We start from the raw sequence: 20,115 nt of genomic DNA on the forward strand, positions 1-20,115 counted from the left end.
CCAAAGCCGCTCGAATGGCGGCTCGCTGACCTCGCGTCCGCCGGGGCGCCCGAGCGCCTCATACTGCAGCTGTTCGACGGGCCCGCGACAAGCCCCGACGATAGCGGTTTCGAGCAATTCGAGATCGCAACCGATCCCGGCGGATTGTCCGACCTGGTCTTGCGGATCGAGGACCTCCCCCACGGCGCTGACCGTCGACTTGCCCTGCTGAGCGGCGCGACGCTTCTCCACTCTGTCGACATCGACGCGGAAGAGCGTTTCTGCTGGTTCCGTCTTATTCTGGAAACCACCAAGGCTGTGGCGGCATCATTCAGCTTCGCCGAGCCGGATGGACGACGGCCCGCGGGCGCGTCCGCCCCATTGCTGCTGCTCGCACCCGAAGCGCCCGGCATCTGGGCAGGCGCGCGGTCGGCCCCTGTCAAAGTGCGCGCCGGCGCTCCTCGCGTCGGCTATGCGGACTTCGTTCGCTGGATGGCCAATGCCGATCTCAAAGCCCTGGCCTATCCTGGCGTCGATCCGGACGCGATCGACGAATTTCACTCCATCCTGGCCATTGCCAATCGCATGCGTCACCTCAGCACCGAGCTGAGCCAGCATCTCGATACTCTGCCCGATCCGGCGGTAGCCGCCATTCGACTTGAGCTGCACCAGACCGACACGCTCTCAGGCGCCCTACAGCGGCCCGCTGCGCAGACCTTCGATCTGACGAATAGCTTGGCGCTGTTCCTCACCACGGACATTGGCGGCCATCACCCGCCAACCTGGACGCCGCAGACGTTGCTGGAACGCATCTTCCGCCCGCTCGACGACCGATTCTCTTTCGACGTCACGATCGCGCCGGACACGACATTGGCGCTTTCAAGACGATTTCTCGCGACCGTTCCCGCAGGCTGCGTCGCAGAGCTCGGCATGCACGCCGTGGTTCGCCAGGCGCATTTCCAAGGGGCTGACGGCCATCCTTCGGTATTTCACCCTGGCCTGCTCCAGCATGCGCTGCGCGCCACGGCCGATGCAGTTGTTTTTACCGCCAGCGCCCTGCGCATCGAGACGATGTTCGACGGCATCGCGACGCTCTCGGCCAACGACCATGCCGGCGCCACCGCACTAGCGGGCGCAATGATCGAAGCGGTGCCAATCGCGAACACGCGGCGCTTCGACATCATGAGCAAAAGCACCGTCAGCGCTGCCGATCGCAACGCCTGGCGGCTGATCGGCGAGATCGACGTCATCACCCAGCGCTGGCGCCCGAGTGGGCGTCCGATCTATAATCTGATCTCGCCGCGTGCCCATGCCGCCGGTAGGAGCGACGATCCCCACCCCGCGGTTCCACTCGTCGCTCAGCCCGGCGAGGCGCTCGCCCAATTCGAACGCGAAGCCTTTTTCGACCGACCCGATATTGATGCGCATAGCATCACGCAGCGAATGTCTCCGCTGCCATCGCGCACGGTCTTGCAGGAGCATCCCTGGGACGCGCCTTCGGCAACCTATTTCCGGCATCGCTTCAGGCTACGGTCCCGCTACGCCGGCGCGCTCAAGAGCCAACAAAGCGTCGATGCCTGGAGGGATGAGACCGCGCATCTGGCGACCGCGGTCTCCGGATGGACGATGCGCGTCGCGATGCTCGCCGACCTCTCGCGATTGATGCTCACGCGTCCTCAGCTCCGCGCGCTCATTCCGTTGACCACGACCCCCGCCGGCGAGAGCGGCCGTCAACCGGCCCCGCCGGTCGCGGCAGTCTTGCAGGAGCCACCCTTCGCGCGCGGCGGCCTGGCCGACCGTATCGCCGCCGAGATCAAGACCGGCTTTGGCTATGGCTTTCCGCCATCGGAAGACGAGCGCGATCAGCCCCCGGTGGAAATCCGCGACGCTCGCAAGGAAGCCGGCCCCAATCCGAATCTCGACTACAAACCGTTCAGCGCCGAGACCGCCCTTGGCCTCAGTCTTCGCAGCGAAGGACCGGTCGGCCTTACCTTCGACTCAGCTGACGCCCCGGCGCCGGCCTATGCCAACGCCCTCTTGCTGTTGCGGCCGGTCTCGCTGTTCGGGAACGAGCCCCCCTTGCAGGAGGCGCTCGCAGGCGTTGCGCTGCGGCGCTACATAGATCCGGCCTGGCTCACAGGCGCTGTGCGCAAACAAGAATCCTCCGCACAGCCGCTTCTGCTCGACACGTCACGCTGCTGGTGGGTCGATCTCGCCTCGACATCCGAGCCGGTGTCGTATCAGATTGCGACCGCGCGGCCGGTCCCCGTCTTCGAAATGGTCCGCACTGCGGCAAACGGGAGGGACGCTGCCGAGGGCGCCGCCAGCGACCGGATCAGCATCAATGTGTGGAAAGCCGCGATCGATGGCGTTGCCGGCCACAAGCAGCCCACTGTCGAGGTCGCGCGCATGGATGCGGGACATGCCGACGGGCTGGCGTTCCTTCATCAGCAGATCGCGGCCGGTCATTACTCAACCTCCATCCTGGCGCGGCCTGGCAGCGTCGGGACCGAGCGCGGTGATACCGATGCCCCCCTCATGCTGTGCAGCTTCGAATGGCAGGTGCCGCGCTCGAAGAGTGAAGGGGAACTTGAAGAACCGCCGACCGATCAACCGCCGCCACCGGTCATGCTGCTGGTCAGCGCGCCGGAGGGCAACGCACTTGCGCGAGAAACCATGGCGAGCGCGACGACAGCGCTCAAATGGACCCAGATCAGCCGCGACTTCAACAAGGTGAATCTGCTTTCTGCGGACGCTGACGGTCCGGCAGTCGCGCAACAGGACGCCGCCCTCCTTACGGCCCGCGTCGAGAAGAACGGGAAAGTCGTGTTCACGCAAAGCGGCAGCGATGAGGACGTGACACTTTGCGCGTCCACCGCTCGAAACCGCCACTCGGCGCATCTCCAGCGTCATATCGCTTTGATCGCCTCGGGCTTCCTGGAGGAACTCGGCCAACCTGCAGAGCTTTTCAGCCGGGCAACGACGGTCGCAGGGCGTTCTCCGATGTTCCCCGGAATGCCGTCCGTCCCGGAGCAGGCGTTGCGCGTTGTCGAGTTCGAAACGCCCGCGGCGATTCTGTGCGCCCAGCATGTAACCGCATCACCGCGCTATCGGTCGGCCTATATCGACTTCGTGTCGACCGATTACCGCAAGCCCAACAAACTCCTTCTGACACTGCGTTTCACCGGACGGCCAGAAAAGAGCTTCACGCGAGTCAGGCTCTTGGTTTCGCAGCCAACGGTCGGGCCCGACGTTCATGCGCCAGACCGGATTGAATGTGCCCTCGATTCCGAACGGTCGCCGCTCGCTCTGTACAGTCTGCTCGAGACGGACGGTACAGTGACCGCGTGGCTCGATCATGCCGACGGGAAACCGTCCCTCCTGACGAAGACCAGACACACGCTTGAACTCGATGGGAAAAGCCCCGGTTTCTTCGTCCGGCTCGAAACTGATCCGACGAACGATGAGCTCTGGGTCGATCTCTCCTGCTTGCACGGCCCGATCGGCGGCGAAATACGACCCGACCGGCAAGCACTCGCGTTCGATTTCAACTGGCTATTTTCGCCGCTGCAGGCTGACGAGCCCGCTGCACTGGTGTCGCCAGCTGGCCTAGCAAGGATGACGGAGGCTCAAGCGCGCATCATCACCGTCTCGCCTCCGATACCCATCGTCCGAACCAGTGGATAGATTCCGGCGCCCGCGATTGCGTCGCTCACTTCATAGGCCGGGCGCGATGAAGGTTGTAGCGAGCCCGCCCAGCGCGCAGCGCGATTGAACCGAATTGCAAGGAGGCAGGGATGAATTCGGCGCCACCGCAGGACGGCTTCTGGCGAAAGATGAAGCGGGCTTTCTCGAAGCTCTTCGAAACCGAACGTCAGAAAATCAGCATCGTCAGCGCGGCGAGCCTGCTCATCGGCTTGATCCTTTACGCCAACGAAACGGTACAGGTTCGAGCCCTCCGCCTGCAAGCCGCGACGCCCTTCACCTATCGCGAGACACGAGAATATCGTGGCGACACCATCGGTCTGGTCCGAAACGGCTTCGAGCGAACGCGGATCATCTTAAGCAACGATTTCGACCAGGGGGTCATTCTTGACGCGATGACCATGCGGCTTCTCGTGACGAAATTGCCGGACTACACTCCGCCAGCCGACTGCTCTCTCTCCGACGCAGAGGAGACGCGAGTCAATCCGACCTTCTGGGACTATGATCTCACCCTGCAATCGGTCGACGGGATGCGCTCGGTGGAAGGCGGCCGATTGCTCCAAGGCAAGACCGCTGTGTTCGGCGTGGCGCCGACGAGCACGCCGAGCAAGGCCACACAACTCTATGTTCGTCATGAAGATCAGCGGCGCGGTATGGCGCCAGGCCAAACCATTGTCACCGAGCGCGACCCTTTCGACCAGCTGGTCGAGATGTTAGAAGCGCCTGACGGCGATTTCCAGGACGGGACGGCGTGGGCTTGCCTCACGGTCAGCCTGCAACGCATCGGCAAGCGGAGCGAAAGCGCCACCATTTTGCTGGCGAAGGTACCACGACCTTTCAGGCCGACCACCCGCGAGTCGGTGGCTCTGGAGCCCGTCGAACAAGGTCGGTCACTCGATGCGGGTGACCGCGACGTCACCCGCGCCTTTGCCTTGTCTGGAGCGTACAGCGACACAGGGGCCGATCTCGTGCGGGAAAGGTCGCTCGATTTGTTGCTCCCCCTCGAAAATCTTCGGTGAGCTTCGCCTCACACTATTGGATTATCATTTACTGACCATGCAAGTTCGAGTGAGGGCCACTCATTCGAACTGAGCGTGGTGGGAAGTCGCCCAAGCGATCTCGGTCGTAACGGTGCCAGGTTAGCCAAATCCGCGTTGGAAGCGGGCAAGTAAGCGGCCATCGGCGTCCGAAAATAGTGTGGGGCTTGGTGTGGGACTGATCTTCGCGGAAATATTTTTACATATATCTTACAACATCTTAAACGCACGAAAAAATCCCTCCCGCTCCGCCAACTGACCATGCCCAGCGGGGCATGGACCTGCCAGAACCCTTGAAAATCAGCTATTTCTCGACCATCATGGCCAAGCCATGGTGCCGACTTGTGCACAAGCGTGCAAGGGTCGCCATGGTATTCAACATGGGATCGGACCTGTCGATCCATGGTATCGGGATCATGCTGAATGACGTGAAAGTGAAGGCGGCCAAGGCCAAAGAAAACGCCTACAAGATCGCCGATTCTGGCTCTCTCTGTCTCAACGTCAGCATCACCGGCGTGCGGTCTTGGCGAATGAACTACACGTTCGGCCGGAACGCCCAGGGCAAGCCCCAGCAAAAAAACGCTGACGTTCGGCATCTCCCGGGGATGATGCTGTTACAGGCCCGCGCCCGGCGTGACGATGCCAAGGCGCTGCTGGCCGAGGGGAGGGGCCTGCGGCCGAGAAGGTCATTGCCGCCAAGCCCCGCGTGCTCGAGCACGAAAAGACTTTCCGGTCTGTCGCCGACCGCTGGTTCGAGCTGAGCAGCGGCTGGTCGCTGGAGAAGCTGAATGCCTATCGCGGCGATCGTAAAGGCAAGTGGTCGGACCGAACCGCAGGAAACTGGACCGTCAGCCATGGCCCCTGGTCGCCGGTCCATAGCGCCGACGTGCTGATGAGCCTCGAGCACGACATCTTCCCAGCCATCGGCGACCTGCCGATCACGGTCATCAAGGCGCCGAAGTTGCTGAACGTCCTGCAGAAGGTTGAGAAGCGCGGTGCGATCGAGACCGCCCAGCGTCTTCGCCAGCGATGCGAGGGCGTGTTCGCCTACGGCATCGGTGTCGGCTTATGTGAGGCGAACCCAGCGGCTGGCCTGCGAGCCAACCTGACGGACCGGCCCAAGGCCCGCAAGCAACCCGATCATCGACTGTAAGCGCACGGTCGAGGACCAGATCGCCGCGATTGGCCAGATGCTGGTGGACGGCGGGGCTGAGCGCTGCCGCGTGTTGACCAAGTTCGCGCTGCGTTCATCACCCTGACGGCCGCGCCCGAATGAGGTCCATGGCGCGAGATGGGACGAGCTGCACGACCTGGACGGAGATGATCCGCGCTTGGCGATCCCGGCCGCGCGCATGAAGGGCGACGAGGACCGCAGGACGGACGAGGGCGGGGACCACATCGTCCCGCTGTCGCGCGAGGCGCTGGCCGTGCTCGATGCGGCTCGGCAGGTCACGGGAGGCTTCCCACTGATATTCCCTAGCGAGCGGAACCCCTTCAAGCCGATGTCCGATAACACGCTGCGGGCGCTGCTCATCCGCGCCGGGCACGGCGGGCGGCACGTCCCTCCCGGCTTCCGCGCTGCCTTTTCGACGATCATGAACGAGCGCGCCGATCGCGGCGGGCGCGCTGGTGGCCACTCGGAGGCTTCGCCTGACCTCGCGACCTGATGCTGGCACACGTTCCCGGCAACAAGGTGGAGGGCGTCTACAACCGAGCGTCCTACATGGACCGGCGGCGCGAGCTGGCCGCGGAGTGGGCGGAGCTGATCCGCCGCCCGAGGTTCACCTCGGGCAGCCTATCCGGTATGGGCACAATGGAGCGGGGAAGCTTTAGTCTTGGCCTCAGCCGCACGCGTCACCGACGAAATTCCATCGGGTCGGCGGGCGGCTGAGCTTCAGCTAATTAGTGCTGGCTCGGTGCAAGGCCAGTGTTGAGCGCCCATCCGACGTTGTCGTTCTCGTCGGCAATTTCCCACCACAGGCCATTCTTGTTGCCGGTAGGATAGACGATGGCGCCCGCCGGCAGTGTGCGGATAATCTTGCCGGTGCCGGCAGCGGTAACGCGCAGGACGACCGGGCGCTGTGTGGTAAAGGTTTTTGTGGGCGCCGCTTCGGCGGTGCCTTCCGAGCCCGGTGTCACGAGACCCAGTTCTTCCACCATCTTGGAATAGGCCTGGATAAACGAGAGGGTGACGATGCGGCCGATGTCCGTGTTGTCGTAGCCGCCGCCCACGGCCGCTGCGGCGCCAGTTCCGAAAAAGCCGCCGCCGCCGCCGGCGAAGCTCAGGTTATTCTTGACCGCATAGCCCTCCTGGGTCGCGATCGTCTCGGTGGTGCGCACGTTGGTCAGCGACAGGACTGTGCTGGCTTCCATCTTTTTGCTGCGAATGCCGCCGAGCAGGCCGCCCACGCCGCCGCCGATCAGTCCGCCGACCGCGCCGCCTACCCCGCTACCGCTGACATTGCCGTTAGCGCCTTGAAGTTCGGCGATGAGCACGTAGTCAGCTGCCTTGATCTGGCCTTGGCCAACGTTGGCGCCGCGTTGCAGACCCAAGTGGTTGCCGACCTGGCGCTCACGCTCAGCCGCCTGCAAGCCGGAACCACGATCGACGAGGTTGAAGCAGCCCGAGCGCTGCACGAGAACCTTGAGCAGCTTTTGCGGCGGGGCCAGCGAATACTGCGTCCATCCGCGCGGATCATCGCCGTCTACGATCGAAAGAGTGCCGAGCTTGCGCGCGCAGTGCGGCACGTCCGTTACGGCCTGCTCCTGCATGCGCTGACCGCCACTGGCGCGTGCGCCCGTCTTTTCTGCGTAAGCCTGCGTGCTGGTTAATAGCGACGCAAGCGCGGTGATTATAACCGTCGAAGACTTCAGCATTTCTGGCCCCTTTTTCCAAGCGGCCCAGGCCGCTAGGTTCGGTGAGCAGGTATCGTACATAGAAGCGATCTGACAATACGGTTTCTGGCGACGCTAATGCCGTGAAGCTTAGCCTTTGGCCCTATTGGCGCTGCTATTCACGCCAGGCTGTACCTCGGTCCCGGAAGGCCGAAATTTCACGCCAAGTTTGAAGAAGAATCAACCCAAGCTCGAATACGTTAAGCCTGTCGTTTATAAACGACTAATAGTATAAGACATCGAGCAAACTGACGAGTTCGGTGAATGGCTCGACGCGCTGCGTGACCGCAAGGCTCAGCAAGTCATCGCCAAGCGTATCATTGACGCCGTAACCGCCTATCTGCTGCGTTGAAGCTGTCGCCATCACTGGCTCAAGGATTTTGGCGTATCGAGCATGCCGGTGCTTGGTGTCGCAGATATCAATAGCCTTGAAGAATGCACTTGCCGCATTGGCCGCGCTCAAGGCCAAAGCTTTCGGGTTATCGACAGTGAGGCGCATCGAAGCGGGTCGGGGCGCGCTGGTGCATACCCTGCGCGATGTAGCGCTGCTGGACACAACGTTCTCGGAAGCGGCGATGAAGCGGTACGGAAGCCGCGAGGTAGACAGGCTTGACGTCGGGAAGGGCCGGCGGAAGCCTCGCACCATCGTAAAGCTGGCGCCAAAGTCGGGCACTCATAGGCAGATCATCCGCGACGAGTTCTCCCATGGGCTGGGATTTCTGGCCGCAGCAGTGGTCCTTTTGAACATAATGTCGGGAGACGTTAACCGAAAGGGCGCTAGGATCCCCGTCGTCCAGCCCCACTTTCAGGACTGGTGCCTAAGGAGGCGTTGGTGACGAAAGGTTCCAATATAGAACGGCTAACGTTCGACCACATTCATTCGGGCAGTTTGGTTACCCTGAGCGATGGCTCGAGTTGGAGGGTGTCTCCCGAAGCTGCCGAAGTAGTTAGGATTTGGCGAAAGGCAGACTCGGTGGAAGTGAAGGCGAACCTCGGCAGCTACGACTGGGCATTCAGGATCGTGCATCTCGGGAGTGGCGTAGCCGCTCCAGCGACCCCCTCGCCTGAAGAGCCAGAGCCCTAATCGTCGGCCTTGCGCTGGGCACGAAAACGGTGCGAGTAGGTACGGTACAGGTTCGATGTGCCCGCAGCCGGAAAAGATGAGCGGGCGTTCCTGTATCTGAGCCATTTGTCGAAGGGAGGGGATCCTGTCCATCGCTGCCGCGATCTGGCGGCATCAAGGCTATCCCTGTGAGGAACTAAGTTGGCCCCATCGCGGTTCGAGGGCGCCAACTTATCAAACCGCTCCATCCGCCTGTGGCGCTGACGGCGCATCCAGGAATTTTAGCATGTCACCTCTCGAACGCGGCGCACGAGCCCTAAGTTTACTCGATGGTCATCCAGTAGACGCGATGCTGGGCGACAAGCCTATGTGGCACGACTACTTAGCGCCAACCCGCGCGGTTCTTGCTGCCATTCGAGAGCCTAGCGCAGACATGACAAAGGCAGGCGAAACCCTTCGCGGTAGCTCGTCTACGCGATGGATGTGGAGCTGCATGGTAGACGCTGCATTAGCGGATGGTTCTCCTGATACGCAAGCCAAGCCATAGCCTAACCTACTGCCATCAGCCTTCCAGCCTGATGGTGCCGGCTCGACCCCGGCTGATCGCTCCGACAATCAGGGGGCTCATGCCCCGCAAACCATGGCAGCGTACCGGCTCCGACAACCGCCTTCGCGGTCGCGCTGGTCAGAAGCAACGAGAACGTCGTCTGGCGCGCACGAACGGTTTGTGCCAGCATTGCCTCAATGTCGGTCGCGCTACCTTGGAAACCGTGGTCGACCACATCGCGCCGTTCGCGCGGAGCGGAGAAGACGTCGACGATAGCACAGAGATCGGCGCCGTCATTGCAAATGAAAAGCCAAAGAAGAAATCGGTTTACGAAAGCCGCGGTATCCGCCGTGTTTGACAGGAGGGTGCATGGCATCGCCGGATGATTATCGGCGTGCTGCTGGCTACCGCCGGTCGACCGCCAACGGGACTGCAGTGTCGCGCGCCGAGCCGCGGGCGGCGGATAGCCGCTCACCGGCAAGATCCATTCGGCCACGCTCGCAAATTGCACAAGGCGAAGAATTACACTGGCGCGCAGGCCGAGGTCGGCAAGTGCATTTTCAACGATGGCAAGCCGATGAAACGCCTGGAAATCGGCGTGCTGACGAGGCTACCCTGTACGGCTCGAAGTCATGAACCCGATCCCGCTGGGCTGGTGTCTTGCAGGCGCTGCGGGGACGGCGCTGCTGGGGGCTTTCGGTGGCTGGACCGTTAGCGACTGGCGCCACGACAGCAAGGCCCTCGATGCGCTCGCCGACGCCACGAAGGCCGCGAACGACAGCGCGGCTCACATGCGCGCCCAGGGCGACCTCTACGAGAAGGACCGACAGGATGACCAAAGCCAGTCCACGGTGCGGGAGAGCCGCATCAACACGATCTATCACGACATCGGGATCCCTGCCGACTGCGCTGTGCTTGATGCTGCTGGAAGCGTGCTCTACGACGCAATCGGCGCCGCCAACGCCCGCCGCACAGGCGAATCTGCAAGCGGACTGCCCTCAGGTGGATCCGAGGCCGTTCCCGTTCCTTGATCCAGCCCGGCTTATCTGGGAGACCCGCTTGGTTGCCCGGTACGGGGATTGCGCGAACCGGCATCATCGGTCGGTTGAAGCTCGGGAAGGCGCCGAAAGGTAGAACGCCAGCGAGCGCTAAAGGCATGCCCATCCGGATCTGTCTGGGCATCGTAGGCGTGGCCCTCCGCCCACGCCCGCCGAGCAGCGGCATCGATATACGGATTTGCCGTCACTGGTCGCCCTGATCGGGCTGCCTTATTGCCCCTTGCGAAGGCGTCCTGCGCCAATGACATCCAGTCGCTCCAGACCGAAAATGCTCCCAGCGCAATCCTCGCCACTTAGAAGCGTTCCGCGACTTCACCCAAGCCAGCGTTCAGTCGAAATGTATCGCTAGGCCAGAAAAATTCAACGTTGCCGCGACGAAGACGAATCGGACAATCCGATATCAGCGTTTTCGCCCGCGCCGCGGCGCGACATGCTTAGCGCTTCGCGAGGAAAGTACAATGATACTAGAGAGGTAGATGAGCCTTTGGCGCCGCAGCGGCCCTGACTGCGCCCGCCGAGGTGCGCAAACGTAGCGGCTGCTACCCTTCAGCCGCAGACGGGCTGTGGTAGATCCATTGGGAGAAGAGGCCGGGGCGGGCGTGGAAGTGAGTCGCAGCCACGCCCGCTGGCCTTCGGATGAGCAGGGGATGCTCAGCTCTCCCGAATTGCGCCAGTCTCTAATCTGGCGCTCGACTGAAGCGCGCGACGATGCTCTCGGTTCCTATGGTGAGTTTTCAGGACGGGCGCCGGTGCGCCTGACGGGCGGGTGGTGCAACCATTCACCCAATGTGGGGTTGTAGAGATAGGCACCCGTTCGAGGCGCCATCGTCCGGAGAGTCCCCCATAACGCTGGGCCAAATTCCAGCAGGTCGCCTTTACCGAGTGCGGCCTGTTTTTTGCGGGCGCTCGCAACTCACGCCGTTCGCCGCCATGCCTGGCGCTTGAGCCGATGGATAGGCTGCCCGCAGTCGTCGCAGGTTCCTACGTAGCGCTCGCCGTCCCATTGGACACGGTTTCACACTGAGCGATGTCGATTGAGCCGACACACGATCGAGCGGCGTATGCTCGAAAGCATGACGTGTCCTTTGAACGGCCTGACCCGAAACGAAAATCACCTTCTGTTTCACAGACCAGTGATCTCCGCAAATCCAGTTCGCACTTGCAACATCGGGGAGCCGGCGATCTCACACCGATTTTTGCTGTAGGTCGCTTTTTCAGGGTTGACCGATTTTTCGTCTAACTCCATCAAAAGTGCTGCGAGACCTCTTCAAACGGCGCCCGGGCTTCGGCTTGCGGCGCCTTTTTTTGTTTCGTGCGAAGCTCTCTTTCTGAGATAGCTTTCCGCAACTAAAGGCTCGGTGGCGGGTCATCAGCCCATGGGAAAGAAACCCGCGAGCCGGCTCATCTGGTTCGGCTAACTGTCCAGTCGCCGTGGGCAGTCTTCATGATTTCGCGAGCGCATCCTCTGCACGAGGCGACGTCGACCCGGCCGATCTTGCGGCCGTACCCTTCTGCTGGCTCGTGTTTGCCAATCCAGCAGAGCAGAAACTGGAGATGCATTCCTCCCCGCCCGTTTGGAAGTGACCTATTGTATCGTCAAAGCCAGACGTGGAAGAGAGGTATTAACGAAACCCTAAAGCGACGAAAATTGCTTAATTTTTTCATTATTTACGGCTTTCACTAACGCCGTGGAGGACACCTCTGGTCCCGATCAGTTGATCAGTCAGCCGGGGCTTGGCTCGCATCCGCGGAACCGGGATCGGCACCAGGCCGCTGAAGGACGCCGATAGACATCGAGGCGACGGCGAGCGCGATCACGAACATGATGAGCAGGGCTATCGCGATGATCACGATCTTGCGCACGTTGCGGGTTCGCGCAGGCGTAGTCACACGATCGTTCATGACATCGTTGGGGTCGGCCATTCGCTTACTCCGTCGCGCATCGGCATCATTGATGCCCGGGCCTACCCAACCCCTGCGGATCGTCCCGGTTGCCTTCCTTATCGGCAGCGACGATGAGGCCGTGCCTAGCCGCGCCTCGTACCCGCCGCCGGGGGATGAGGCGTCCTTGCGCCTCATCGCGCCCTAAGGGGCGGTTGGCATGTCGTTCCGGCCCGGCTCTCACCCGATCACAGCGCGTGATAGTCCATCTCGGCATCATCCAGCGCCTCATGCATGTCAGGGTCGGCGCCCTGCTCGCTCAGCCGCTTGCGCACCGCTTCAGGATCTCCGTCCCGCGGGAACGCACGATCGGCCTTCGCCGCCTTCGCCAGCTCGCCGATAAAGCCGCCGCGATCGATCTGCTGCAATACCCAGCGGCCGAAGGGCACGGGCTCCGAGGGCGCGTCTTCGACGTTCACGCGCAGGTCGCTGATGCTCAATCCTGAGAACGGTGGCATGGCCAGACTCACTCCATTGCGATGTTGGGGACAACCTATCTGTTCCATATCTGTTCCGCAATCGGTATGGAGAACACATGGCGATTCCCGCACCTTCTCCCCACCGAATGAACCGACATGCGATCGAGGTTCTCGACGCTGCGCGCGTGGCTGCGAAGGACAAGCCGATCAAGCCAACCCCTGCTGTACGGCTGGCCCTGTCGTGGCTGAGCCTCAACAAGATCGCGGAGGGCTTCCAGGTCGAACGGTACTGGGAAGCGCTGACGAAGACGCCGCCCCATGGCATGGCGGACTACGTCCGAGCCCGGGACATGCAGATCTATATCGATCGCTGGACGAAGGTGGCGGCGGGTGGCTGATGACCCTCCCAAACGCTGCCGTATCTGCACAGCGAATGACGAAGACGGTCTCGTCGAGGAGATGGCGGAGGCGATGTGGCTGACCCAGTCATCGTCAAACAAGGACGACGAATGGCGGCCGTGGGATAAGGCCGGACCTTACTGGCACCGAGTTATGCGTGACTTTGCGCGGGCATCGCTGGGGGTGCTGCGGCGGGACTTTGTAGGGTGATCAGTTCGACCACACAAACCATCATACTTCCCCTGTAAGAAAATTCAGGAGTGCAAGAGCGTTAAGTCGTTGTAAGTTTGCGCCGCGACCCGAAGGGAGAAGCCTGCAGCTTTCCCTTATTCAACTGGCCCGGCGTGCCATCAACGCCGGGCCTTTTTGAATCTCACGGTTTCCGCATTTGCCGGTGAGCCTGCTTGGCCAACAGCACCATTACCTGATCGGTTGGAAGCGGCGCCGACACGCTGTCCCGGAGCACCAACCCGCTCGTCGGGTCATCAACGTTATGCTCGAGGCGTAAGCGCCCCTCCAACTCAGTCAGTTCGTTACGGCTACCGCACTTTTCCGCGGAAAAAATGGCGATCGGTTCGTTGGTCTTGGCGTCGACCAAGTAGAAATAGGAGAGCGGGATCAAGGTTAGTCCGCCGGTGCCTGGTGAGCATCGACCGAGCCGGGGTCAGCACCGGGACGCTTCAGCGCATCGCCACCTATCCAGACCACACCGATCGCGACGAGAAACATCACGACGAGTGCGATGGCGATGTACGGCAGCTTCTTAGGTGGGCCGCCGTCATGCGGAGTGGGACCGTGCTCGTGAATGCGGTTCTTGCCGTCGGTGTCCAAGGCCGATCTCCTTCAATGTGTTCAGCGCGCGGACGAATCAGGCTCGGCCGCGATCGTCTTCGGTCTTGAACTTCGGATCGCGCTCGGTGCCCGCCTGTTCGGCGTCAGCTCGGTCCAGCGGATGCTCTTGAGCGGCCGCGCCAACTTGCTCCGCCACCGGCGTAGCACCCGTGTCGCCGCGCCCTTCCGTGTTCTGGCCTGGGTTCAGCCTCTCCTCGCGCTTATCGTCGCGATGAGCCTTGTCCTCGTGGGTGCGTAGATTCGGATCGGTCATTGCTCACGCCTCTAGTATTGTTCTGCTATCTCAACGGGGCAGCGGAGGCTCCGTTCCACTGTCTCGCGATTGACACGCGCGCTGCACTCACCATCATCGTGGGATGCGCGACCTCTACCGCATGAACCGCACCAGCGCCGAGGTAGAGAGCTGGTTTCGCGTGGCCGCTGATACAGGCGCCAACTTCGCCACCGAGGTCTACCCTGGCTATCCCGGTCTCGTCGCGGAGGGTCAGGGCGTCCGCGCCATGTCGTGGGGCTTCCCGCTCGTCATCCAGAGCAAGAAGACGGGCGCGCCCCTGAAGCCGAAAGCCGGTCAACAACAGGCGTGAGGACAAGCTTGGCACCGGGTTCTGGCGAGATAGCTTCATGAAGCGCCGGTGCATCATCCCGGTCACTGCCAGGGCCGAAGCCGAGGCCGCCAAGGGCGGCATGACACGGGCTTGGTACTCGCTGCCGGATCAGAGATTTTCGCCGTTGCCGGCGTCTGGCGGCCGACCGCGGAATGGGGCGAGGCCTACTCTATGGTCATGGCAGACGGCTGTGAGATGATGGCCGAGGTCGATGACCGCATGCCGACCATCCTGGCGCGCAAAGACTGGGCCTGCTGGACTGATGGTACGCCCGGGGAGGCGTTCGCACTGTGCCGGGTATATGAAGGGCCGATAAAGATCGACCGCACACCCGAACCATGGTTCAAGGCGCGATCGGTGGTGTCCGAGGAAGCATCCTTTTCAAATCAGCCTCCCTTGCTTTAGGTGGTGGGTCGGTGCTGATCCGCTGCACAGGATGGCCAGCATACGGCTGAATAACTGCACCAGTTCTTGCTCCTCGGCCGGCCAACCGTATGGAGGCATCTGCGACAGGGCCTCCGCTACGTCAGCTTCTGTAATGCCTGAATATGGTTTTGACTGACCCAACGCGCCCTCCACTGACCAATGAGCGGTAGCGCATCGGTGCCTGGTGGGGGCAGTTACAAAGTTGTCATGCCCGGCGGCAGGCCCGCCCCATACTAATGGGGTGTAAGGCGCGACCCATTGTCGATGGGCCGATGCAGAGCGGTCTGTGCAAGAGCTCGGGACATGCCACTTTGCAGGGAGGCGGCAAGCGATGGTTGCTCTATCACTACGCGGGTTCGAATCCTTAAAGGGTCGATGGAGCGCCAAGATTTAGATTCATGGTATCCAGCATGATATTAGATAGATCTGCCGATTATTCTGATTTAATTTGAGGATGTTATGGCAAGGATGTAGCTGCCTCCCGCTCCACCATTTCCCTGATCACGTCGCCATCACGCGCCGTTGAGCGCATCGGAGCATTTGCGAGTGCCGGCCGCGCACCGCCCACGATGAACCCGGCTCATCGCTGCATGCCAGCTCCGTGATCTGATCAAAGCCGGCGCGACATCCTATCTCGCGAGTGCAACATCGCGGCGCCGCGGGCCGTGCCTCGATTTCAGGAGATGTACATGGAAACGCGCAAACTCGGCACGGGCGGTCTCGAGGTTTCAGCGATCGGGCTCGGATGCATGGGGCTCAGCTTCGGTTACGGCCCGGCGGTATCCGACGCCGACGGCGTCGCGCTCATCCGCGCGGCCTACGACCAGGGCGTGACCTTCTTCGACACCGCCGAGGCCTATGGTCCGGGTGCGAACGAGGAACTGGTGGGCAAGGCGCTCGCGCCGGTCCGGGACGAAGTGGTCATCGCCACCAAGTTCGGCTTCGCCAACGGCCGCCCGGGCGACGGCGTCGACAGCCGACCCGAGCGCATTCGTCAGGTCGCCGAGGAATCGCTCCGGCGCCTCGGCACCGACCGTATCGACCTGTTCTACCAGCACCGCGTCGATCCGGCCGTGCCTATCGAAGAAGTGGCCGGCACCGTCCGCGACCTCGTGGCCGAGGGCAAGGTCAAGCACTTCGGCATGTCGGAGGCCGGCATCGAATCGCTGCGCCGTGCCCATGCGGTGTTGCCGGTGGCGGCGTTGCAGAGCGAATATTCGCTGTGGTGGCGTGAGCCGGAGAAAGAAATCCTGCGGGCCTGCGAGGAACTGGGCATCGGCTTCGTGCCGTTCAGCCCGCTCGGCAAGGGGTTCCTGACCGGCGCGATCACCACCGACACCCGCTTCGCGGAGGGCGACTTCCGCAACATCGTCCCGCGCTTCGAGGAGGAGAACCGCAAGGTCAACGAAGCGCTGGTCGAGAAGCTCAAGAGCCTCGCGGCGATGCACGACGCCACTCCGGCGCAGATCGCGATTGCCTGGCTGTTGGCGCAGAAGCCGTGGATCGTGCCCATTCCAGGAACCACCAAGCTGCACCGCCTGACCGAGAACCTCGGCGCCGCCGCCATCGACCTCGACGCGTCGGAACTAGCCGAGATTGGCGCGGCGCTCGCCGCCATCGAGGTGCAGGGCACTCGCTACCCGGCCGCCATGGCCGCGCTCGCCGGACGCTGAACGCTGAACGCGATCTTCGACACCTCAATCCAAGGATTATCCATGCAAGTCAAAGCCTATGGCGCCCAAGCTGGCGATCGCCCTCTCGAGCCCATGCAGATCGAGCGCCGGGAGCCGGGGCCGCGCGATGTCGAGATCGAGATCGCCTACTGCGGCGTCTGCCACTCCGACCTTCATACCGCCCGCGGCGAGTGGGGCGGGACGCTCTACCCCTGCGTCCCGGGGCACGAGATCATCGGCACGGTCCGCAGCGTTGGTGCCGAAGTGAGCCGCTTCCAGGTTGGCCAGACCGTCGGCGTTGGCTGCCTCGTCGATAGCTGCGGGCACTGCAGTTCGTGCAAGGAGGATCTCGAGAACTACTGCGAGAACGGCTGGACCGGCACGTACAATGCCCCGAGTGCCGAAGCGCCGGGCCACACGCTGGGCGGCTATTCGCAGGCGATCGTGGTCGACCAGCGCTTCATCCTCGAGATCCGGCATCCGCAGGAGCAGCTTGCCGCCGTGGCGCCATTGCTCTGCGCGGGCATCACGACCTACTCGCCGCTGCGCCACTGGAATGCCGGCCCGGGCAAGAAGGTCGGCGTCGTCGGCATCGGCGGACTCGGTCACATGGCGATCAAGATCGCGCATGCCATGGGGGCGCACGTCGTGGCCTTCACCTCGACCCCGGCGAAGCGCCCAGACGCCTTGGCGCTCGGTGCCGACGAGGCGGTAGTCTCGCGCGAGCCCGAGGAAGTCTCGGCGCATGCCGGCAGCTTCGACCTGATCATCGATACCGTGGCCGCCAGCCATGATCTCGACATGTACGTCAACCTGCTGCACCGCGACGGCACGCTTGTGCTGCTCGGCGTGCCCGACCAGCCGCACCCGACGCCCGACGTCGGCGGGCTGATCTTCGGCCGCAAGACGATTGCCGGTTCGCTGATCGGCGGCATCGCCGAAACGCAGGAGATGCTCGACTTCTGCGCCGAGCACGGGATCGTCTCGGACATCGAGATGATCGAGATGCAGCAGATCGACGAAGCCTATGACCGCATGGTGCGTAGTGACGTGCGATATCGGTTCGTGATCGACAACGCCTCGATCGGCAAGGTCGCCTGAAAGGTTAGTTGATGAAGTGCATGCGCGCGGCGCCTTCCTTGAAGGGGCCGCGCGGGTGCGGTGGAGCGACGATGGAAAGAGCCGCCGCGAAGATAGCAGCGCGCGGCGATGTAGGAAAATGCAGACGCATTCCCCGTTAGGATGACGGGGTTGGGCCGGGAATCCTGTCCGGCTCGCGCGGGGTCAGGCGGCGAGTGGCTCCCTCGCGGCGGCTGTCCGCGCTCGAAGGCTGAGCAGGAACGCCGCGCCCGATAGCGCGAGCACCCCGTCCACCGTCCACGACGCCGGGTCCGATCCGCCCACTACGCCCGCATGGACCGCTGCTGTCAGCGCGAGCAGCACGCCCGTCAGCCCGCGCCCCACTCTGGCGATGGAGCGGGGCGAGAAGCGCGCCGCGCTCGCCAGCCCGACGAGCGTCACTGCGGCCCACGTCGCCAGCGGCGGCGCGGTTCCGGCGGCGGGCGCGGCGAGAGCGGTCAAGGCCGCGCCTGCCAGCGCCACCGGCTGGCCCCACAGCGTCGCTGCCCAGAGCCGTTCGAGGCCGGGCGCGGGATTGCGCTTGTCGCGCCTGCGCGCGAGCCAGATCGTCACGCCCCCTGCCGCGAGATAGGTGAGGCCGAGGCCGAGCAGGGCATAGGCGATCTTCACCGGGCCGCCGCCGAACCAGCCGAAATGCAGCTTGCCGATCGAGCCGAGGATGCTCTCGCCCAGGTTGTTGTCGGCCGCGCGCTTGGAGTGGTAGAGCCGGCCGCCGCGCGCGAACGCGAAGGAATCGGTGTCAGCGAGGTCGCCGCCGCCGCGCTCGACGTTGAACAGGGCGGCGCCCCCCATCTCGGTCGGATGTTCGAGCATGACGAGGCTGACGCGGCCGCCGGGCGCAAGGCGGCCCACTTGCGCGAACATCGGCGGCAGGTCGATGACGGGCGCCGGGCGCGGGTCTTCCTTCGGCTCTTCGGCGATGAACAGCGCGTAAACCTTGGCGGTGTCGCCCTGGAACAGCGCCATGCCCAGCACGCCGACGATCAGCGTTGTCAGCCCGAGCACTGCGCCCGTCAGCGAAAGCAGCAGGTGGAAAGGCAGGCCCCAGACGCCGATGCGGTTGTGCAGGTCCGCCTCCTGCAGCCGCCGCGGGCCTCCGAGCCTCAGGTGGAAGGCATCGCGCAGGATGCGCGGATGGGCGAGCACGCCCGAGATCACCGAGGACAGCAGCGCCACGCCGGTCAGCCCGACGAGGAAGATGCCCCATGTCTGCGGCAGGTGCAGATTGATGTGCAGGCGGGTCAGGAACTCGGTCCAGGGCGCCTCGGCGCGGGCGACGAGCCGGCCTTCGCCGTCCGCGAGCCACGAGCTTTCGCCGCTCTTGCTCTCGACGAAGACGGTGGCCAGCGGCAGGTCGGCACCGGGCGGAGTGAGATAGACGTGCTCCACTCCGGTCCCGCCGCGCCGCACGGCTTCCGCCATCGCGCGCTGCATGGCATCCACCGACAGCGATCCGACGCGCGGGGTGCCCGCCAGTTCCCAGCGCTGGAATTCGTGCGCGAAGACGGCGAGGCTGCCGGTCAGGCAGACGAGGTAGATGGCGGCGGCGAACGCGAGGCCCAGCGCGCTGTGGCCCTTGAGCACCGCGCGCACGAAGTCCGCCGGGATGCGCGCGAGCAGGTCTTTGCGCGGGCGGCTGGAAGACGGCACGGTCATGTGAAGCCCTTGAGGATGGAGATGCCGAAGCCCGCCAGCGCGGTGCCGACCAGCACGGCGGTGGCGCGCAGGATGCGCGCGTCGGCGAGCGTCCAGGCCATCGCCCCGCCCCAGACGGCGGGGACGATCAGCGCCCCGATGATAAGGCGGGTCTGCGGCTCGCCAGGAACCCACACCGCGTAGCAGATGCCCACCGCCATGGCCGTGATCATGCCGATGGGGCCGGCGAGCAGCCAGCGCAGCGTGGTTCGCCAGCGGGTCGTCGGCCGCTCGACCGGCTCGGGCGCGAGACTGCCGTTGCCTGTGCGTCCCGCCCTGGCAGCACGCACCTGGACGCCGGCGGCGACGACGACCATCGCCGCGACCGAAAGCAGGGTCACGCCGATGAACGGTCCGCGAACGGAGCCCATAACCCATGCCGGCCAAAGCAGGGTGACGATGATCGTGGTCCAGCCCAGCGCCCGCCAGCGCGGCTTGTCGGCGGCCTTGGCCCGCCATGCGCGGCGCAGCGCCCAGCTTCCGGCAACGCCGCCGGCGAGGATGAGGGTCATGACGAGAAGATCGGGCATGATCGCGCTTATCTACGCATGTTATTGCGAGTCAATATCAGGCTTGATCTTCCGCTGTCTTGACTTTGCTTCGCGCTCCGGCGGTATATGAGGACAACCAATAAGCTCCTGCGCGCGTTTGCTGCTAGCCAGACCGCTCTGCCCAATGGGA

General features: G+C 63.5%; 23 protein-coding genes. 13 read left to right on the forward strand and 10 right to left on the reverse strand.

Features of this window, described 5'->3' with window-relative positions; all coding sequences use genetic code 11:
- Positions 1-144: 144 nt before the first annotated feature.
- The 6 genes from PMI02_RS02725 (at position 145) to PMI02_RS27835 (ending at position 6,612) form a co-directional block, all read left to right on the forward strand.
- Positions 145-3,666 carry a hypothetical protein gene (locus tag PMI02_RS02725; RefSeq protein ID WP_238538958.1) on the forward strand — a complete coding sequence of 1,174 codons (3,522 nt, stop codon included), beginning with the start codon at positions 145-147 and terminating at the stop codon, positions 3,664-3,666.
- 110 nt (positions 3,667-3,776) lie between these two features.
- Entirely contained in the window at positions 3,777-4,703 is a 927-nt protein-coding gene (locus PMI02_RS02730; RefSeq protein ID WP_007678381.1) for a hypothetical protein, read from the forward strand.
- Positions 4,704-4,996: 293 nt separating this feature from the next.
- On the forward strand, positions 4,997-5,482 hold the full coding sequence (locus PMI02_RS27820) for an Arm DNA-binding domain-containing protein (protein ID WP_238538959.1): 486 nt from the start codon (positions 4,997-4,999) through the stop codon (positions 5,480-5,482).
- Positions 5,428-5,874: a hypothetical protein gene (locus tag PMI02_RS27825; protein ID WP_007678384.1), complete on the forward strand. Its 447-nt coding sequence runs from the start codon at positions 5,428-5,430 to the stop codon at positions 5,872-5,874. The genes PMI02_RS27820 and PMI02_RS27825 overlap by 55 nt, the downstream gene beginning before the upstream one ends.
- Positions 5,875-6,052: 178 nt before the next feature.
- Positions 6,053-6,388: a hypothetical protein gene (locus PMI02_RS27830; protein ID WP_007678386.1), complete on the forward strand. Its 336-nt coding sequence runs from the start codon at positions 6,053-6,055 to the stop codon at positions 6,386-6,388.
- Entirely contained in the window at positions 6,388-6,612 is a 225-nt protein-coding gene (locus PMI02_RS27835; RefSeq protein WP_007678389.1) for a hypothetical protein, read from the forward strand. Before PMI02_RS27830 ends, PMI02_RS27835 begins: the two co-directional genes overlap by 1 nt.
- An 11-nt stretch (positions 6,613-6,623) precedes the next feature.
- Here PMI02_RS27835 and PMI02_RS02740 read toward each other — a convergent pair whose 3' ends face one another.
- Positions 6,624-7,598 carry a CsgG/HfaB family protein gene (locus PMI02_RS02740; RefSeq protein ID WP_007678391.1) on the reverse strand — a complete coding sequence of 325 codons (975 nt, stop codon included), beginning with the start codon at positions 7,596-7,598 and terminating at the stop codon, positions 6,624-6,626.
- Between the two features lie 241 nt (positions 7,599-7,839).
- On the reverse strand, positions 7,840-8,115 hold the full coding sequence (locus PMI02_RS02745; protein ID WP_036501955.1) for a hypothetical protein: 276 nt from the start codon (positions 8,113-8,115) through the stop codon (positions 7,840-7,842).
- Between the two features lie 1,190 nt (positions 8,116-9,305).
- Here PMI02_RS02745 and PMI02_RS26880 point away from each other — a divergent pair.
- Positions 9,306-9,584, forward strand: coding sequence for an HNH endonuclease (locus tag PMI02_RS26880; RefSeq protein WP_007678395.1), 279 nt, complete (start codon positions 9,306-9,308; stop codon positions 9,582-9,584).
- A gap of 274 nt (positions 9,585-9,858) precedes the next feature.
- Entirely contained in the window at positions 9,859-10,257 is a 399-nt protein-coding gene (locus tag PMI02_RS02755; protein WP_007678397.1) for a hypothetical protein, read from the forward strand.
- Between the two features lie 11 nt (positions 10,258-10,268).
- Here PMI02_RS02755 and PMI02_RS28290 read toward each other — a convergent pair whose 3' ends face one another.
- The 3 genes from PMI02_RS28290 to PMI02_RS02765 all read right to left on the reverse strand — a co-directional run bounded on the left by PMI02_RS28290 (position 10,269) and on the right by PMI02_RS02765 (position 12,665).
- Complete coding sequence (locus PMI02_RS28290) at positions 10,269-10,532, reverse strand: Rmf/CrpP family protein (RefSeq protein ID WP_369751198.1); 264 nt, start codon at positions 10,530-10,532, stop codon at positions 10,269-10,271.
- Between the two features lie 1,471 nt (positions 10,533-12,003).
- Positions 12,004-12,207 (reverse strand): hypothetical protein, encoded by a 204-nt coding sequence (locus PMI02_RS02760; protein WP_007678399.1) that lies wholly within the window; start codon positions 12,205-12,207, stop codon positions 12,004-12,006.
- Between the two features lie 206 nt (positions 12,208-12,413).
- Entirely contained in the window at positions 12,414-12,665 is a 252-nt protein-coding gene (locus tag PMI02_RS02765) for a sterile alpha motif-like domain-containing protein (RefSeq protein ID WP_238538960.1), read from the reverse strand.
- A gap of 95 nt (positions 12,666-12,760) precedes the next feature.
- Here PMI02_RS02765 and PMI02_RS02770 point away from each other — a divergent pair, with 95 nt between their 5' ends.
- Positions 12,761-13,042: a hypothetical protein gene (locus tag PMI02_RS02770; protein ID WP_007678404.1), complete on the forward strand. Its 282-nt coding sequence runs from the start codon at positions 12,761-12,763 to the stop codon at positions 13,040-13,042.
- 374 nt (positions 13,043-13,416) lie between these two features.
- On the opposite strand, the gene PMI02_RS02775 is transcribed toward PMI02_RS02770, so the two are convergent.
- From PMI02_RS02775 to PMI02_RS02785, 3 genes are read right to left on the reverse strand one after another with little or no spacing between them, the layout of a single operon-like run.
- On the reverse strand, positions 13,417-13,665 hold the full coding sequence (locus PMI02_RS02775; protein WP_007678407.1) for a hypothetical protein: 249 nt from the start codon (positions 13,663-13,665) through the stop codon (positions 13,417-13,419).
- A gap of 2 nt (positions 13,666-13,667) precedes the next feature.
- On the reverse strand, positions 13,668-13,874 hold the full coding sequence (locus tag PMI02_RS02780) for a hypothetical protein (RefSeq protein WP_007678408.1): 207 nt from the start codon (positions 13,872-13,874) through the stop codon (positions 13,668-13,670).
- Between the two features lie 37 nt (positions 13,875-13,911).
- On the reverse strand, positions 13,912-14,148 hold the full coding sequence (locus PMI02_RS02785) for a hypothetical protein (protein ID WP_007678409.1): 237 nt from the start codon (positions 14,146-14,148) through the stop codon (positions 13,912-13,914).
- 103 nt (positions 14,149-14,251) lie between these two features.
- Here PMI02_RS02785 and PMI02_RS28295 point away from each other — a divergent pair, with 103 nt between their 5' ends.
- From PMI02_RS28295 to PMI02_RS02800, 4 genes are all read left to right on the forward strand, one after another.
- Positions 14,252-14,479 carry a hypothetical protein gene (locus tag PMI02_RS28295; RefSeq protein ID WP_007678410.1) on the forward strand — a complete coding sequence of 76 codons (228 nt, stop codon included), beginning with the start codon at positions 14,252-14,254 and terminating at the stop codon, positions 14,477-14,479.
- Positions 14,480-14,590: 111 nt separating this feature from the next.
- A complete protein-coding gene (locus PMI02_RS28300; RefSeq protein ID WP_369751200.1) occupies positions 14,591-14,905 on the forward strand; it encodes an SOS response-associated peptidase family protein in 315 nt (104 codons plus the stop codon).
- A 710-nt stretch (positions 14,906-15,615) separates the two neighbouring features.
- Positions 15,616-16,599 (forward strand): aldo/keto reductase, encoded by a 984-nt coding sequence (locus tag PMI02_RS02795; RefSeq protein WP_007678417.1) that lies wholly within the window; start codon positions 15,616-15,618, stop codon positions 16,597-16,599.
- Between the two features lie 42 nt (positions 16,600-16,641).
- Positions 16,642-17,700: an NAD(P)-dependent alcohol dehydrogenase gene (locus PMI02_RS02800; RefSeq protein ID WP_007678419.1), complete on the forward strand. Its 1,059-nt coding sequence runs from the start codon at positions 16,642-16,644 to the stop codon at positions 17,698-17,700.
- A gap of 183 nt (positions 17,701-17,883) precedes the next feature.
- Here PMI02_RS02800 and PMI02_RS02805 read toward each other — a convergent pair whose 3' ends face one another.
- The gene (locus tag PMI02_RS02805) at positions 17,884-19,395 is read right to left on the reverse strand and encodes a PepSY domain-containing protein (protein WP_007678420.1); all 1,512 of its coding nucleotides are present in this window, start codon (positions 19,393-19,395) and stop codon (positions 17,884-17,886) included.
- Complete coding sequence (locus PMI02_RS02810) at positions 19,392-19,964, reverse strand: hypothetical protein (protein ID WP_007678422.1); 573 nt, start codon at positions 19,962-19,964, stop codon at positions 19,392-19,394. Before PMI02_RS02810 ends, PMI02_RS02805 begins: the two co-directional genes overlap by 4 nt.
- Positions 19,965-20,115: the final 151 nt, after the last annotated feature.

The organism is Novosphingobium sp. AP12 (assembly GCF_000281975.1).
Lineage (GTDB): Bacteria > Pseudomonadota > Alphaproteobacteria > Sphingomonadales > Sphingomonadaceae > Novosphingobium.